The sequence below is a fragment of the Aeromonas sp. 130281 genome (assembly GCF_056642115.1).
Window position 1 is genome coordinate 56369 of the sequence record NZ_JBWVQS010000002.1, and the last position, 14372, is coordinate 70740.

General features: G+C 61.2%; 15 protein-coding genes. 14 read left to right on the plus strand and 1 reads right to left on the minus strand.

The window, feature by feature from the left end; translation table 11 throughout:
* Positions 1–13: 13 nt before the first annotated feature.
* The 10 genes from tsaE (at position 14) to AC1IN8_RS07300 (ending at position 9269) form a co-directional block, all read left to right on the plus strand.
* Entirely contained in the window at positions 14–487 is a 474-nt protein-coding gene (tsaE, locus tag AC1IN8_RS07255) for a tRNA (adenosine(37)-N6)-threonylcarbamoyltransferase complex ATPase subunit type 1 TsaE (RefSeq protein WP_041206351.1), read from the plus strand.
* Positions 478–2013 carry an N-acetylmuramoyl-L-alanine amidase gene (locus AC1IN8_RS07260; protein ID WP_139435038.1) on the plus strand — a complete coding sequence of 512 codons (1536 nt, stop codon included), beginning with the start codon at positions 478–480 and terminating at the stop codon, positions 2011–2013. Before tsaE ends, AC1IN8_RS07260 begins: the two co-directional genes overlap by 10 nt.
* 166 nt (positions 2014–2179) lie before the next feature.
* Positions 2180–2302: a hypothetical protein gene (locus AC1IN8_RS07265; protein ID WP_479758495.1), complete on the plus strand. Its 123-nt coding sequence runs from the start codon at positions 2180–2182 to the stop codon at positions 2300–2302.
* A gap of 3 nt (positions 2303–2305) precedes the next feature.
* The gene (mutL, locus tag AC1IN8_RS07270) at positions 2306–4177 is read left to right on the plus strand and encodes a DNA mismatch repair endonuclease MutL (protein WP_479758496.1); all 1872 of its coding nucleotides are present in this window, start codon (positions 2306–2308) and stop codon (positions 4175–4177) included.
* Positions 4178–4258: 81 nt separating this feature from the next.
* Entirely contained in the window at positions 4259–5191 is a 933-nt protein-coding gene (gene miaA, locus AC1IN8_RS07275) for a tRNA (adenosine(37)-N6)-dimethylallyltransferase MiaA (protein ID WP_404837083.1), read from the plus strand.
* A gap of 72 nt (positions 5192–5263) precedes the next feature.
* A complete protein-coding gene (hfq, locus tag AC1IN8_RS07280; RefSeq protein WP_011704864.1) occupies positions 5264–5527 on the plus strand; it encodes an RNA chaperone Hfq in 264 nt (87 codons plus the stop codon).
* A gap of 63 nt (positions 5528–5590) precedes the next feature.
* Positions 5591–6877 (plus strand): ribosome rescue GTPase HflX, encoded by a 1287-nt coding sequence (gene hflX / locus AC1IN8_RS07285; protein WP_479758497.1) that lies wholly within the window; start codon positions 5591–5593, stop codon positions 6875–6877.
* An 82-nt stretch (positions 6878–6959) separates the two neighbouring features.
* On the plus strand, positions 6960–8108 hold the full coding sequence (gene hflK, locus AC1IN8_RS07290; RefSeq protein WP_025328125.1) for an FtsH protease activity modulator HflK: 1149 nt from the start codon (positions 6960–6962) through the stop codon (positions 8106–8108).
* 3 nt (positions 8109–8111) lie between these two features.
* Complete coding sequence (gene hflC / locus AC1IN8_RS07295; RefSeq protein ID WP_043130464.1) at positions 8112–8996, plus strand: protease modulator HflC; 885 nt, start codon at positions 8112–8114, stop codon at positions 8994–8996.
* 84 nt (positions 8997–9080) lie between these two features.
* Positions 9081–9269, plus strand: a complete 189-nt coding sequence (locus AC1IN8_RS07300) for a DUF2065 domain-containing protein (protein ID WP_289977682.1) — start codon at positions 9081–9083, stop codon at positions 9267–9269.
* 92 nt (positions 9270–9361) lie between these two features.
* Here AC1IN8_RS07300 and ispB read toward each other — a convergent pair whose 3' ends face one another.
* Positions 9362–10333, minus strand: coding sequence for an octaprenyl diphosphate synthase (gene ispB / locus AC1IN8_RS07305; protein ID WP_202047097.1), 972 nt, complete (start codon positions 10331–10333; stop codon positions 9362–9364).
* Positions 10334–10575: 242 nt separating this feature from the next.
* Between ispB and rplU the strand changes: the two genes are divergently transcribed.
* From rplU to AC1IN8_RS07325, 4 genes are all read left to right on the plus strand, one after another.
* A complete protein-coding gene (rplU, locus tag AC1IN8_RS07310) occupies positions 10576–10887 on the plus strand; it encodes a 50S ribosomal protein L21 (protein ID WP_005304210.1) in 312 nt (103 codons plus the stop codon).
* Positions 10888–10904: 17 nt separating this feature from the next.
* Positions 10905–11162 (plus strand): 50S ribosomal protein L27, encoded by a 258-nt coding sequence (rpmA, locus tag AC1IN8_RS07315; RefSeq protein WP_005311678.1) that lies wholly within the window; start codon positions 10905–10907, stop codon positions 11160–11162.
* A 201-nt stretch (positions 11163–11363) separates the two neighbouring features.
* On the plus strand, positions 11364–12569 hold the full coding sequence (gene cgtA, locus AC1IN8_RS07320; RefSeq protein WP_025328121.1) for an Obg family GTPase CgtA: 1206 nt from the start codon (positions 11364–11366) through the stop codon (positions 12567–12569).
* Between the two features lie 368 nt (positions 12570–12937).
* Positions 12938–14308, plus strand: coding sequence for a YjiH family protein (locus tag AC1IN8_RS07325; RefSeq protein WP_139435027.1), 1371 nt, complete (start codon positions 12938–12940; stop codon positions 14306–14308).
* The last annotated feature ends 64 nt before the right edge of the window (positions 14309–14372 follow it).

Here is a 14372-nt window from a genome sequence, read left to right on the forward strand (position 1 = left end):
TAACAAGAAGAACATGGCAAAAACCTTGATGATGACACTGCCGGATGAGGCAGCAACTGTGGCACTGGGTGGCCGTCTGGCGCAGGCGTGCCAGCAGGCCACTACCGTATTTCTGCACGGCGCCCTCGGGGCCGGCAAGACCACCCTGACCCGCGGCTGGGTGCAAGGGCTTGGCCATCAAGGTAAGGTCAAGAGTCCGACCTATACCCTGGTGGAGCCCTATGAACTGGCCGACTGGCAGGTCTATCACTTCGATCTCTATCGACTGGCGGATCCAGAAGAGCTGGAATTCATGGGCATTCGGGACTATTTCGGCGCCGACACCCTCTGTCTGGTGGAGTGGCCGGAGAAAGGGGAGGGCTGGCTGCCGTCCCCCGATCTCGAGATTACCCTGACGTATGTGAACGAGCAGCGCGAGGCCCTGATTGCGGCCCGCACTGCTATTGGCGAAGCCATTCTGGAACGGTTGTCATCTCAGTGCGCTTGATCCTTGTTATTGCCCTCTCCCTGATGGCCTTACCCTCCTGGGCGAACCAGCTCAAGAGTGTGCGGGTCTGGCCATCGCCGGATAACACCCGGGTGGTGCTCGACATGAGCAGCGCCCCCAATTTCAACTACTTTACCCTGAGCGGCCCGAGCCGCCTGGTGATCGATCTCAAGGGGGCGAGCAACGCCGCCAACCTGGCTCGCATCGAGAACAAGAGCGAGCTGGTGCGTAAGATCCGCGAGAGCACGCCCCTTGAAAAGGGCAGCATGCGTCTGGTGCTGGATCTCAGCTCCTCCATCAAGCCGGTGGTGTTCCCGCTGGCACCGGCGGGCCCCTACGGCCATCGCCTGGTGATCGATCTCCCCTATGAAGAGAAAGGCGGCGCCACGGCGCAGCCCGCGCCCGTCGGCGGCCAGGGCAAGGCCATCGTCATCGCCATCGATCCGGGCCATGGGGGGGAAGATCCCGGCTCCATAGGCCCGCGCCGCACCTATGAGAAGCGGGTGACCCTGTCGGTGTCCCAGAAGCTGGCGGCGCTGATCGACCGCGAGCCGGGCATGCGCGCCGTGATGACCCGTCGTGGTGACTACTTCGTCGACCTCAACAAGCGCTCGGAAATCGCCCGCAAGGCCAAGGCGGATCTGCTGGTGTCCGTGCATGCGGACAGCTTCCACAACTCCACCCCGCGCGGCGCTTCGGTCTGGGTGCTGTCGACCAATCGCGCCAACCGCGAGATGGGCAGCTGGCTGGAGAAGCAGGAGAAGCAGGGGGAACTGCTGGGCGGGGTAGGCAAGGTATTGGCCGAATCCGACCCCAATCCCTATCTGGCGCAGACCTTCCTCGATCTCTCCATGGACAAGTCCAGGGCCGAGGGTTATGAGGTGAGTCGCCAGATACTGCGCTCCATGGGACGGGTGGCCCGGCTGCACAAGAAGGCGCCGGAGCACGCCAGTCTGGCGGTGCTCAAGGCGCCGGACATCCCCTCTGTATTGGTGGAAACCGGCTTCATCTCCAACCACGCGGAAGAGAAGCTGCTGGCCACCGCCAGCTACCAGGATCAACTGGCCCGCGCCATCTTCGAGGGGATCCGCAGCTACTATCGCAGCCACCCGACCAAGGGGCCCATGATGACGGGCAAGGGGCAGCAAGTGGCCAGCGCCAGTCAGCCAGCGGCGAAAAAGGCGACGGTTGCCCCCGCGCCCCGGCAGCAGGTGACCAACCGCATGCCGGCGACAGTGCCGAGCCGCAGCAGCGATGGCGGCGCCCCGGTCAGCAGCGTCGGCAGCGCCTCAGGTGCCGGGGTGATAAAACCCTACAAGGTGGCGGCCAAGGAGCCGAGCGTGCCGGTCGCAAGCGTGCAGAGCAACGACAAGTCCAGGATGATCCGCCACGTGGTCACCCGCGGCCAGAGCCTCTCCCGCCTCGCCGAGAAGCACGGCGTGAGCCAGGCGCGGCTGGTGGAGATCAACAAGCTCAAGTCACGGGATATCCAGATAGGGCAGGTGCTCTATATCCCCCAAAACTGACGCGCGGGAGCTGGCGAGGCAGGGCCGAGGGGCGCCCGGATTGGCGCTCGAGCCAGGCCTTCGCCACGCTGGCCAACCGGATGGTTGCTGGCGAAGGTGCGGTGGCGCGGCCCGTCCCCGTGTTGAACGTGTCTTGACCCGCAAGCGAAATCATCAGGAGTAAGCCATGCCGATCCGTATATTGCCTCCCGTTCTGGCCAACCAGATTCCGGTTGGCGAAGAGGTGATGGCGCTGCCCTTCTGGGTGGTTAAGGGGCTCATCATCCGCAAGATTGAAATTCAGGAGTAAGTGATGCCGATCCGTATATTGCCTCCCATTCTGGCCAACCAGATTGCTGCCGGCGAGGTGGTGGAGCGGCCCTCTTCTGTGGTGAAGGAGCTGGTGGAAAACAGCCTGGATGCGGGGGCCGACCGGGTCGAGATCGACATCGACAAGGGGGGCGCCAAGCTGATCCGCATCCGTGACAACGGCAGCGGCGTCGCCAGGGACGAACTGGTGCTGGCGCTGTCGCGGCACGCCACCTCCAAGGTGGCAACCCTGGATGACCTGGAAGGGATCAACAGCCTCGGCTTTCGCGGCGAGGCGCTCGCCTCCATCAGCTCCGTCTCCCGTCTCACCTTCACCTCCCGCACCGCTGAGCAGTCCGAAGCCTGGCAGGCGCAGGCCGAAGGGCGCGAGATGAGCGTCACCGTCAAGCCGGCCGCCCACCCGGTGGGCACCACGGTAGAGGTGGTGGACCTCTTCTTCAACACCCCGGCGCGGCGCAAGTTCATGCGCAGCGAAAAGACAGAGTTTGCCCACATCGACGAGCTGGTGCGCCGCATCGCGCTCTCCCGCTTCGACATCACCCTGATCCTGCGCCACAACGGCAAGGTGGTGCGCCAGTACAAGGCCGCCAATACGGTGCCTGAGCAGGAGCGCCGCCTCGCCGCCGTCTGCGGCACCCCCTTCATGCACCACGCGCTGGCGGTGGAGAGCGAGCACAGCGACGTGCGGCTCTGGGGCTGGCTGGCGCTGCCCGCGGGAGCCAGACCGCAAAACGATCTGCAATACACCTATGTGAATGGCCGCATGATGCGCGACAAGCTCATCAACCACGCCATTCGCCAGGCCTATGACGAGCTGCTGCCCGCCGGCAGCTTCGCCGCCTATGTGCTCTACATAGAGCTGGATCCCCGTCAGGTGGATGTGAATGTCCATCCCGCCAAGCACGAGGTGCGTTTCCATCAGGCGCGGCTCATTCACGACTTCATCTTCCAGGCGCTCTTTACCGCCCTGCGCCGGGAAGGGGCGGGAGCCAGCGAGCAGGACGAGCCGCTCGCCGAGACCCTGGTCGAGCTGCCGACCAGCCCGCAGATAGAGTATCCAGGCCAGGCGCCGCGCCCCGAGTGGTACGGTGCCGAGCACAGCTATAGAGCCCCCGCCCAGACGCGGGATGGCGGTGCCGTGCGCGAAGGGGCAGGCCGCGCGGGCAACTATCAGCCCCCCGAGCCTCCCAGCCGGGAGGCGATGCGCGGCATGGGCGCCTTGCTCACCACCCTGCCGGTAGCGGGAGAGGCGCCCCAGACCGCCCCCGTCACCCCGGCCGGCCCGTCGCCCCAGGGGACTCGCGCCCTGACCCTGGTGGAGCAGGCCTATCTGCTGATCGAGCGGGAGGGACAACTGGCGCTGCTCTCCCTGGTGCGGGCCGAGCGGGTGCTGCTGCGCCACTGGCTGCTGGAGACCTGGGGGCAGGGGCTGGCGGCGCAGCCCCTGCTGCTGCCGGTCTCCTTCAAGCTGTCAAAGAACCTGATTGCGCTGGCGCAGGAGCAGGAACGTTTGCTCAAACGCATGGGGCTGGAGTTGAAAAGCGGGGGGCGCGACACCATGATCCTGACCAGGGTGCCCGCCTTGCTGCGCCAGACCGATCTGGTGCGTCTCTTACCCGAATTGCTGCAATTGGTCGAGAGCGGATCTGACAGTGATGCCGGCCAGCAGGCTGAAGTACTATGCCAGTGGCTGGTGGAGCAGGGGATAAGCGCCGAGAAAATATATGATTTTTCAACGGCCAGCCGGCTGCTGACGGAACTTGTGACCGATTTCAGTGACCAACTGGCAGACATTCGCATGGTGCGCCCTCTGTCGTTGGCTGCCGTGCTGGAGGGGTTTGCACAAGGCGATTGAGTCGCCGGGGCTGACCGCTTCCATTCATTGATAGCTATTTGCATGGTACGCCTCCCGACGAGGCGACCGTGCCAGAGGAACATGAAAGTGGCTGACTTGCCGACTGCAATTTTTCTGATGGGGCCGACGGCCTCCGGCAAGACGGATCTCGCCATCGCTCTGTGCCAGGCCCTGCCCTGTGACATCATCAGCGTGGACTCCGCGCTCATCTATCGCGGCATGGACATAGGCACCGCCAAGCCCACTGCCGCCGAGCTGGCCCAGGCCCCGCATCGCCTGATCGACATCCTGGATCCGGCCATGAGCTATTCGGCGGCGGATTTCTGCCGCGATGCCCTGCGGGAGATGAAAGAGATCGCCGACCGCGGCCGCATTCCGCTGCTGGTGGGGGGCACCATGCTCTACTTCAAGGCGCTGCTGGAGGGGCTCTCTCCGTTGCCCCCCGCCGATCCGGCCATTCGCGCCGAGATTGAGGCTGAGGCCGCCCGCCTCGGCTGGCAAGCCCTGCACGACGAGCTGGTGCGCATCGATCCTGTGGCCGGCGCCCGCATCCACCCCAACGACCCGCAGCGGCTCAGCCGGGCGCTGGAGGTCTATCGCATCAGCGGCAAGACGCTGACCGAACTGACCCAGGTGCAGGGGGAAGGCTTGCCCTACCGGGTGCACCAGTTTGCCATCGCGCCGAGCGATCGCGCCGTGCTGCATCAGCGCATCGAGCTGCGTTTTGACAAGATGCTGCAAGGGGAGTTCGAACAGGAGGTCAGGGCGCTCTATGAGCGGGGTGATCTTCACCCGGATCTGCCAGCTATCCGTTGCGTTGGCTACCGCCAAATGTGGGACTACCTGGCAGGGGAAGTGGGATATGATGAGATGCGTTATCGTGGCATCGTGGCCACCCGTCAGCTGGCCAAGCGTCAGATGACCTGGTTGCGTGGCTGGCCCGACCTGACCTGGTTGGAATCTGGTGAGTCTGGCAATGTGGCCAGGGTGGTCGCCCGAGCTGGTGCGGCTTGACACTCCCTGTATAATCAGGTTGTTATATTGATATCCGGTGTTTAAAAACAACAAACTATAAGGAAAAGAAAGATGGCTAAGGGGCAATCTCTCCAAGACCCGTTTTTGAATGCGCTGCGCCGTGAGCGGATTCCTGTTTCTATCTATTTGGTGAACGGCATCAAACTGCAGGGTCAGATCGAATCGTTTGACCAGTTTGTCATTTTGCTGAAGAACACCGTGAGCCAGATGGTCTACAAGCACGCCATTTCCACCGTGGTGCCGGCCCGTGCCGTCAACCATCACCAGCACGCCCCGGGCGCCGCCGGTGAAGAGCAGGGTGAAGCCGAGGCGTGATATCCCGCGGCGAGCCTACTCGCCAACTCAGAATCATCATGATACCTGTCAAGGAGCAAGCGCTTGTTTGACCGTTACGAAGCTGGTGAACAGGCCGTTCTGGTACATGTCAACTTCAGCGATGAGGGTGAGCGGGAGGATCTGGACGAGCTCAAGATGCTGGTGAGCTCGGCCGGGGTCAATGCGCTGGGGGTGATCACCACCAGTCGCAGCGCGCCCAGTGCCAAGTATTTTGTCGGCAGCGGCAAGGCGGAAGAGATCGCGTCCCAGGTCCAGATGCTGGGCGCGGACGTGGTCATCTTCAACCATGCCCTGACCCCTGCCCAGGAACGCAACCTGGAGCGTCTGTTCCAGTGCCGTGTGGTGGACAGGACAGGCCTCATCCTCGATATCTTCGCCCAGCGCGCCCGTACCCACGAAGGCAAGTTGCAGGTCGAACTGGCCCAATTGCGCCATCTTTCTACTCGCCTGGTGCGAGGCTGGACCCACCTCGAACGTCAGAAGGGCGGGATAGGTCTGCGCGGCCCGGGTGAAACCCAGCTTGAAACCGACCGACGCCTGCTGCGAGAGCGCATCAAGGCGATTCTGCGCCGGCTCGACAAGGTGGCGAAGCAGCGGGAGCAGGGTCGTCGCGCCCGCAACCGCAACGAGGTGCCGACCGTGTCGCTGGTGGGCTACACCAACGCCGGAAAGTCCACTTTGTTCAACCAACTTACAGATGCCAGCGTGTATGCTGCCGACCAATTGTTCGCAACCCTGGATCCCACCCTGCGTAAATTGGTGATCCAGGATGTGGGTGATGTGATCCTGGCGGATACAGTTGGATTTATTCGGCACTTGCCCCATGATCTGGTCGCGGCCTTCAAGGCGACGCTGCAGGAGACCCGCGAAGCGGACCTGCTGCTGCACGTCGTGGACTGTGCCGATGAGCAGATGCAGGAGAATGTCGATTCGGTGCAGACAGTCCTGGCCGAGATCGAGGCGGACGAGCGCCCCCAGCTGATGATCTGCAACAAGATCGACAAGCTGACCGATCGTCCGGCCGGTCTGGAGCGGGATGACGAAGGGCGCCCGCAGCGAGTCTGGCTGTCGGCCCAGACGGGTGAAGGCAGTGAATACCTGTTCCAGGCCCTGACCGAACTGCTGGCCGGATCCATGGTCCATCACACCCTGCAGTTGCCGCCCTCGGCCGCGAGATTGCGCAGTGCGCTCTATCGGCTGAAAGGCATCGAGCAGGAAGGTTTCAGCGAGGAGGGGGATTTTGTCCTGGAGGTTCGCTTGCAGCTTGCTGACTGGAACCGCCTCATGAAACAAGAAGGTGAGAGTTTACAACGCTTTATCAGGCATTGATCCGGCGATGAAGACAGGCTTCGTCAACGGTTGATGGCCCGATAGAGATGATATCCATCCGCATGTATTAATGGAGACGCTGATGGCTTGGAATGAGCCTGGTAACAACGGCAAAGACCGTGACCCTTGGGGGAACAACGGCAAGAATCAGGGACCCCCTGATCTGGATGAAATGCTGCGCAAGGTGAGCCGTCGTTTCGGTGGCCTGTTCGGTGGTGGCAAATCCGGTGGTGATGTGGGCAAGTTTGGCCTCTCCATCGCCCTGGTGGTGGCCGTGGTGGTGTGGGTCGTCAGCGGCTTCTACACCATTCGCGAAGCCGAGCGGGGCGTGGTGCTGCGTTTTGGGGAGTACTCCCATAACGTGGATCCGGGCCTGCGCTGGAAGCCGACCTTCATCGATCGGGTGATCCCGGTGGATGTGGAATCGGTGCGCTCCCTGCCTGCCTCCGGCTTCATGCTGACCCAGGACGAGAACGTGGTCCGGGTCGAGATGGACGTGCAGTACCGCGTGGTCGATCCCGAGCAGTATCTGTTCAGCGTCACCAATGCCGACGAGAGTCTGAGCCAGGCCACCGACAGCGCCCTGCGCTACGTGGTGGGTCACACCAAGATGGATGATGTCCTGACCACGGGTCGGGAAAAAGTTCGTCAGGAGACCTGGCAGGTGATCGATGGCATCATTGAGCCCTACCAGATGGGTCTGCAGATCGTCGACGTCAACTTCCTGCCGGCGCGTCCGCCGGAAGAGGTGAAGGATGCCTTCGATGACGCCATCTCAGCCCAGGAAGATGAGCAGCGCTTCATCCGTGAAGCGGAAGCCTATGCCCGTGAAGTCGAGCCCAAGGCCCGTGGTCAGGTCAAGCGTCTGGAACAGGAAGCCGAAGGCTACAAGTCCCAGATCGTGCTGAAGGCCAAGGGTGAAGTCGCGCGCTTCAACGAGCTGCTGCCCCAGTACCAGTCCGCCCCCGAGTTGACTCGTGAGCGTATCTACCTGGAAACCATGGAAGAGCTCTATCAGCAAGCCAACAAGGTGCTGGTCGACATGCCTGCTGGCAACAACAGCATGATCTACCTGCCGCTCGACAAGCTGTCCGGCAAGGCGAATGCCGTGCAACCGGCGCGTCCGGCGGGCACACCTGCGGTGGAGCCGGCCCAGCCGTCCAACGAAGGGGCCAACTCCACTCCGACCCCGCTCCGTGGCGGTGATCGTTTCAGCACAGGGAGAAACTGATAGATGAAAAAGCTAGCTATTGGTGTCATCGCTGTGGCCGCCATGGTCTGCTTCTCTTCCGTCTTCATCGTCGATGAAGGGCAGAAGGGAATCGTGGTGCAGTTTGGCAAGGTGAAGCGGGTTGACTCCGGCGAGCCGCGTCTCTATGAGCCGGGCCTGCACTTCAAGGTGCCGCTCATCGATCAGGTACGCAAGATGGATGCCCGCATCCAGACCCTGGAAGGCCAGGCGGATCGCTTTGTCACCTCCGAGAAGAAAGACCTCATCATCGACTCCTACGTGAAGTGGAAGATCGAGGACTTCTCCAAGTACTACCTGGCGACCGGTGGTGGCAACAAGATCCAGGCCGAAGACCTGCTCAAGCGCAAGATCAACAACGGTCTGCGTTCCGAGATCGGTAACCGCACCATCAAGGACATCGTCTCCGGCGAGCGCAGTACCGTGATGGAAGACGCCCTGATGAAGATGGCGCGCTCCTCCGAGCTCGGCATCAAGGTGGTGGATGTGCGCATCAAGCAGATCAACCTGCCGGTGGAAGTCTCCAGCTCCATCTATCAGCGGATGCGTGCCGAGCGGACTGCAGTCGCCCGTGAGCACCGCTCCCAGGGCCGCGAGCAGGCCGAGATCCTGCGTGCCGACATCGACCGCAAGGTCACCGTCATGATCGCCGACGCCGAGAGTAATGCGCGTCAGCTGCGTGGTGAAGGGGATGCCGAAGCCGCCAAGATCTATGCCGACAGCTACAAGAAGGACCCCGAGTTCTTCAGCTTCGTGCGCAGCATGGAGGCCTATCGCAAGAGCTTCGCCGGCGGCAACGACCTCATGGTCCTCAAGCCTGACAGCGAGTTCTTCCGCTACCTCAAGTCGCCCCACGGTGACAAGCAGTAAGCAGGCATAGCGCCATAACCCAAAGGGCCTGATGATTCAGGCCCTTTTGCTTGATAAGACAAGGCCCAGGGGGCAGGAGGAGTCATGCTGACAGCCATCTTGATGGGAGTGGGGCTGTTGCTGCTGTTCGAGGGGCTGGGCCCCTTGCTGGCGCCGAGGGTCTGGCAACAGATGCTGAGACTGATGAGCGATCAGCCGCCGGAGCAGCTGCGTCGCATCGGCGGTTGCCTGGTGGTGGCGGGTGCCGTCATCCTCTGGGCGCTGGCCCATTGAGCAGTCAAGAGAGCGCTGACGTCTGAGAGAAAAGTGCAGACCATAAAAAAGAGGCCTATGGCCTCTTATTTCTTGGATGCTGACACGCAGGCTCAGGCGCTGCGTTGTACCGCCATCTGGGCCAGGGTCTCCAGCGCCTGCCTGTGCTGGGAGTCCGGCAGGATGGCGAGGGCGGCAATGGCCTTGTCGGCCTCTTCCCGGGCTCGCTCGCGGGAGTACTCCAGGGCGCCGGTGCGATCCAGGATGGCCAGGATGCGCTCGAGATGCTCCATGCCGTTGCGGTGCTCGATGGCGTCGCGGATGAGCTGACGCTCTTCCGGGGTGCCCACGGCCATGGCGCGCAGCAGCGGCAGGGTGGGCTTGCCTTCGGCCAGGTCGTCGCCGACGTTCTTGCCCATCTCGTCGCTCTGGGAGCAGTAGTCCATGACGTCGTCGATGATCTGGAAGGCGGTACCCAAATACTTGCCGTAGTCGGTCATGGCCTGCTCGACGGGCTCGGGCTGATGGGTCAGCACGGCGGCGAGGCGGGTGGCGGCTTCAAACAGCTTGGCGGTCTTGCAGTAGATGACCGTCATGTAGCTCTCTTCCGTGGTGTCCGGATCGTTGCAGTTCATCAACTGCAGCACTTCCCCCTCGGCGATGGTGTTGGTGGCATCCGACAGGATCTCCATCACCCGCAAGTTGGAGAGCTCGCTCATCATCTGGAAGGAGCGGCTGTAGAGGTAGTCACCGACCAGGACGCTGGCGGCGTTGCCGAACAGTGCATTGGCGGTCTCCCGGCCGCGGCGCAGGTCGGATTCATCGACCACGTCGTCGTGCAGCAGGGTAGAGGTATGAATGAATTCGATGATGGCGGCGAGCTTGAGATGGTCCTGACCTTGGTACCCCAGTGCGCGGGCGGCCATGACCGTCAGCATGGGGCGCATCCGTTTTCCGCCTGCACTGACAATGTAGAAACCCAGCTGGTTGATCAGGCTGACATCGGACTGGAGCCGGGCCAGGATCAGTTCATTGACCGCCGTCATGTCGGCGGCACAGAGCGCACGGATAGTCTGTTGGTCCATAAGTCTCGTAACGTGACGGCAGCAATTACTGCGTTTTTAGCAATGGCGGGGATTCTACACGATTTCACAATGGGTTACAGTTAAGCGTTTATTCACGGCGGCAGATATGCGCACAAAATAAACTTTTTGCTAAATTGGCCTTGCCTAGGCAAATCGTTCTGCGTAGAATGCCCGCCCATTGTTATAGGTTTTTGCGCGTGTCTGGCCTTGAGCAAAAGACACGCCTTTACGGAGTTAATCAAATGTACGCGGTATTCCAAAGCGGCGGAAAACAACACCGTGTGGCCGAAGGTCAAATCGTTCGTCTGGAAAAGCTGAACGTTGAGACTGGCGCTACCATCGACTTCAACGAAGTTCTGATGGTTGCTGCAGGCGACACTTTTAAAGTAGGTGCTCCTTTCGTTGAAGGTGGCAAGGTTGTAGCTGAAGTTGTGGCTCACGGCCGTGGCGAGAAAGTGACTATCGTCAAGTTCCGTCGTCGTAAGCACCATCGTAAGCAAGCGGGCCACCGTCAGTGGTTCACTGAAGTCAAAATCACTGGCATCAGCGCTTAATTAGAGGAGTCCGATAAATGGCACATAAAAAAGCTGGCGGTTCATCCCGCAACGGTCGCGATTCTGAAGCTAAACGCCTTGGCGTTAAGCGTTTCGGCGGCGAAACAGTTCTGGCAGGCAGCATCATCGTTCGTCAACGTGGCACCAAGTTCCACGCTGGCACCAACGTTGGCCTGGGCACCGATCACACCCTGTACGCGAAAGCGACTGGCAAGATCCTGTTCGAAGTTAAAGGTCCGCTGAATCGTAAGTACGTCAGCATCGTTGCTGAGTAATTACGGACCGCAAGGATCCGAAGCCCCGCCAACAGGCGGGGCTTTTGTTTTTCTGACGTCTTTCCTGATGTCGTTGACGAAAAAACGGAACGCAGCTGACTTTGGCTCTGACGGGCATGATTGGCAAGATGCGTATCGCCCGCAGGGGTCTGTACCACTATAATTGCGTATCGGTTTTTCGAATTAAGGTGACGGTTACCTATGAAGTTTGTTGATGAAGTCCAGATTCGAGTCGATGCCGGTGACGGTGGTAACGGTTGTGTGAGCTTTCGCCGTGAAAAGTACATCCCGAACGGTGGCCCGGACGGCGGTGACGGTGGTGACGGCGGTGATGTCTATCTGATCGCCGACGAGAACCTGAACACCCTGATCGACTACCGTTTCGAGCGTTTCCATGCCGCCGAGCGTGGCGAGAACGGCCAGAGCGCCAACTGCACCGGTCGTCGCGGTAAGGATCGCACCCTGCGCGTCCCGGTCGGTACCCGCGCCAGCGATGAGGATACCGGTGAACTGCTGGGGGATCTGACCACCCACGGCCAGAAGCTGCTGGTCGCCAAGGGCGGTTTCCACGGCCTTGGCAACACCCGCTTCAAGAGCTCGGTCAACCGCGCCCCCTATCAGAAGAGCAACGGCACCCCGGGTGAAGTGCGCACCCTGAAGCTGGAGCTGCTGCTGCTGGCTGACGTCGGCATGCTGGGTCTGCCCAACGCGGGCAAGTCCACCTTCATTCGCGCCGTCTCTGCCGCCCGCCCGAAAGTGGCCGACTACCCCTTCACTACCCTGGTACCGAACCTGGGTGTGGTGCGTGGGGAGAACTCCCGCTCCTTCGTCATCGCCGATATCCCGGGTCTGATCGAGGGGGCCGCCGAAGGCGCCGGCCTCGGTATCCGCTTCCTCAAGCACCTGGAGCGCTGCCGCGTGCTGATCCACCTGGTGGATATCTGCCCGGTTGACGGTTCAGATCCGGCCGAGAATGCCGTGACCATAGTCCGGGAGCTGGAGAAGTACAGCCCCGAACTGGCAGGCAAACCGCGCTGGCTGGTATTCAACAAGATGGATCTGATCCTGGAAGAAGAAGCCCAGGAAGTGATGGACAGAGTCAAGGCAGCCCTGAACCACGAAGGCCCTGTCTATGCCATCACTGCAATCAGCAAGGAAGGCACCAAGAAGGTCTGCTACGACATCCTGGACCTGCTGGACACCATGCCCCGTCAGCTGGAAGCCGATGCCAAGGCCGCCATCGAGAAGGTCGAGTTCAAGTGGGACGACTACCACAAGAACCAGCTGGCCCAGGCCGAGGCGGAAGCCCTGGCAGCCTCCAAGGCCTTCGATGAGGCGCTGGACGATGACGACGACTGGGATGACGAAGATGACGACGGCGTCGAAGTGATCTACGTCCGCGACTGAGACTCTCTTTCGTGACAAGACCGGAGCCCCGACAGGCTCCGGTTTTTTTATGGGAGGATCGACGGGATCACCTTATAGATATATTTCTCATGCCACTTATTGCCTGCCAACCGCAACTGATTATACTGCGCCCCTGAACGTAACCTGTATGAAACATTATGCTAACCTGTTGAATTGAATTGATATGCATGACTGTTTTGGTTTGTTCTTATGGATGGTTTGCCTGATAAAATATTTATGCTTGAAATAATCCATTAAAAGCTTGTTTGTGCAGTTTTTTGGGTTATTCTTGCGCCCGTTTGCCGGGCGAGGGCATGAATATGCAGGCGGCCTGGCTGAAGGAAAAGTCACATTTAAGGCTGTCTATCATGTTGGAAAAGACCCTGCAGGCACCGGCGATCCATACTCGCCGCAATGTGCTGATGTTTTTGATCCCGTCGCTCATCGGGATCCTGCTGTTCATGACCCCCGTCATCTATGACGGCAATGTCACCATCCCTGTCGCCGTGCTGGCGAAGCTGGTACAGACGGTGTTCGCCGACTATCTGGTGGCCATGGTCAGCGCCATCATTACCACTACCATGCTGATGACCTTGATCGCCTGGTTGTTCAAGCCGGCGATCCTGGTGAGACGCCCCTTCCTCAACAGCCTGTTCAACGTCTCCCCCTTCTGGGCCTGCGTGCGGGTGCTGGGGGGCCTCTTCGTGCTGCTGACCTTCTTCGAGGCCGGTCCCGAGGTGCTGCGTTCCGGGGCGACCGGCGGCCTGGTGCTGCACGATCTGCTGCCGGTGCTGTTCTCCGTCTTCATCTTCGCCGGCTTGCTGCTGCCGCTGCTGCTGGACTTCGGTCTGCTGGAGTTCGTCGGCACCATGATGACCCGCATCATGCGCCCTGTGTTCCGCCTGCCCGGTCGCTCCGCCGTGGATTGCTTCGCCTCCTGGCTCGGGGATGGCAGCGTCGGCATCCTGCTTACCAGCAAGCAGTACGAGGGCAAGTTCTACACCCAGCGTGAAGCCGCCGTCATCGGCACCACCTTCTCCGCCGTCTCCATCACCTTCTGTCTGGTGGTGATCTCCCAGGTGAAGCTGGAGCACATGTTCGTCCCCTTCTACCTGACCGTCTGCCTGGCCGGCGTGGTTGCCGCCATAGTGGTGCCGCGCCTGCCCCCGCTCTCCTGGAAGAAGGATGTCTACAGCGACGGCACTCCACTGTGCCGCAAGCAGGAGGCGATCCCCCATCAGCACAGCGTGCTGAGCTATGGCTATCAGCGTGCCCTGGCCAAGGCCGACAGCATGACTGATCTCGGCGCCGTGGCGCGGGAAGGGGTGAAGAACGCCCTGGACATGGTGTTTGGCGTGCTGCCGGTGGTGATGGCGATCGGGACCTGTGCCCTGATGCTGGCGGAGCACACCCCCATCTTCAACTGGCTGGGCGCCCCCTTCGTCCCCTTGCTGGAGTTGCTGCAACTGCCGGAGGCCGAGGCGGCGTCCAAGACCATCATGGTGGGCTTCGCCGACATGTTCATCCCGGCGGTGCTGGCCTCGACCATAGAGAGCGACATCACCCGCTTCGTGATCGCCGCCATGTCGGTGACCCAGCTCATCTATATGTCGGAAGTGGGCGCCCTGCTGCTGGGCAGCAAGATCCCGGTCAAGCTGTGGGAGCTGTTCGTCATCTTCCTGCTGCGTACCCTGGTGACACTGCCGGTGATCGCCGGTGTGGCGCACCTGCTGTTCTAAGGGGCAGCCTGGAGATGAAAAAAACGGTCAACCTCGGTTGACCGTTTTTTTATGGGCGCCCGTT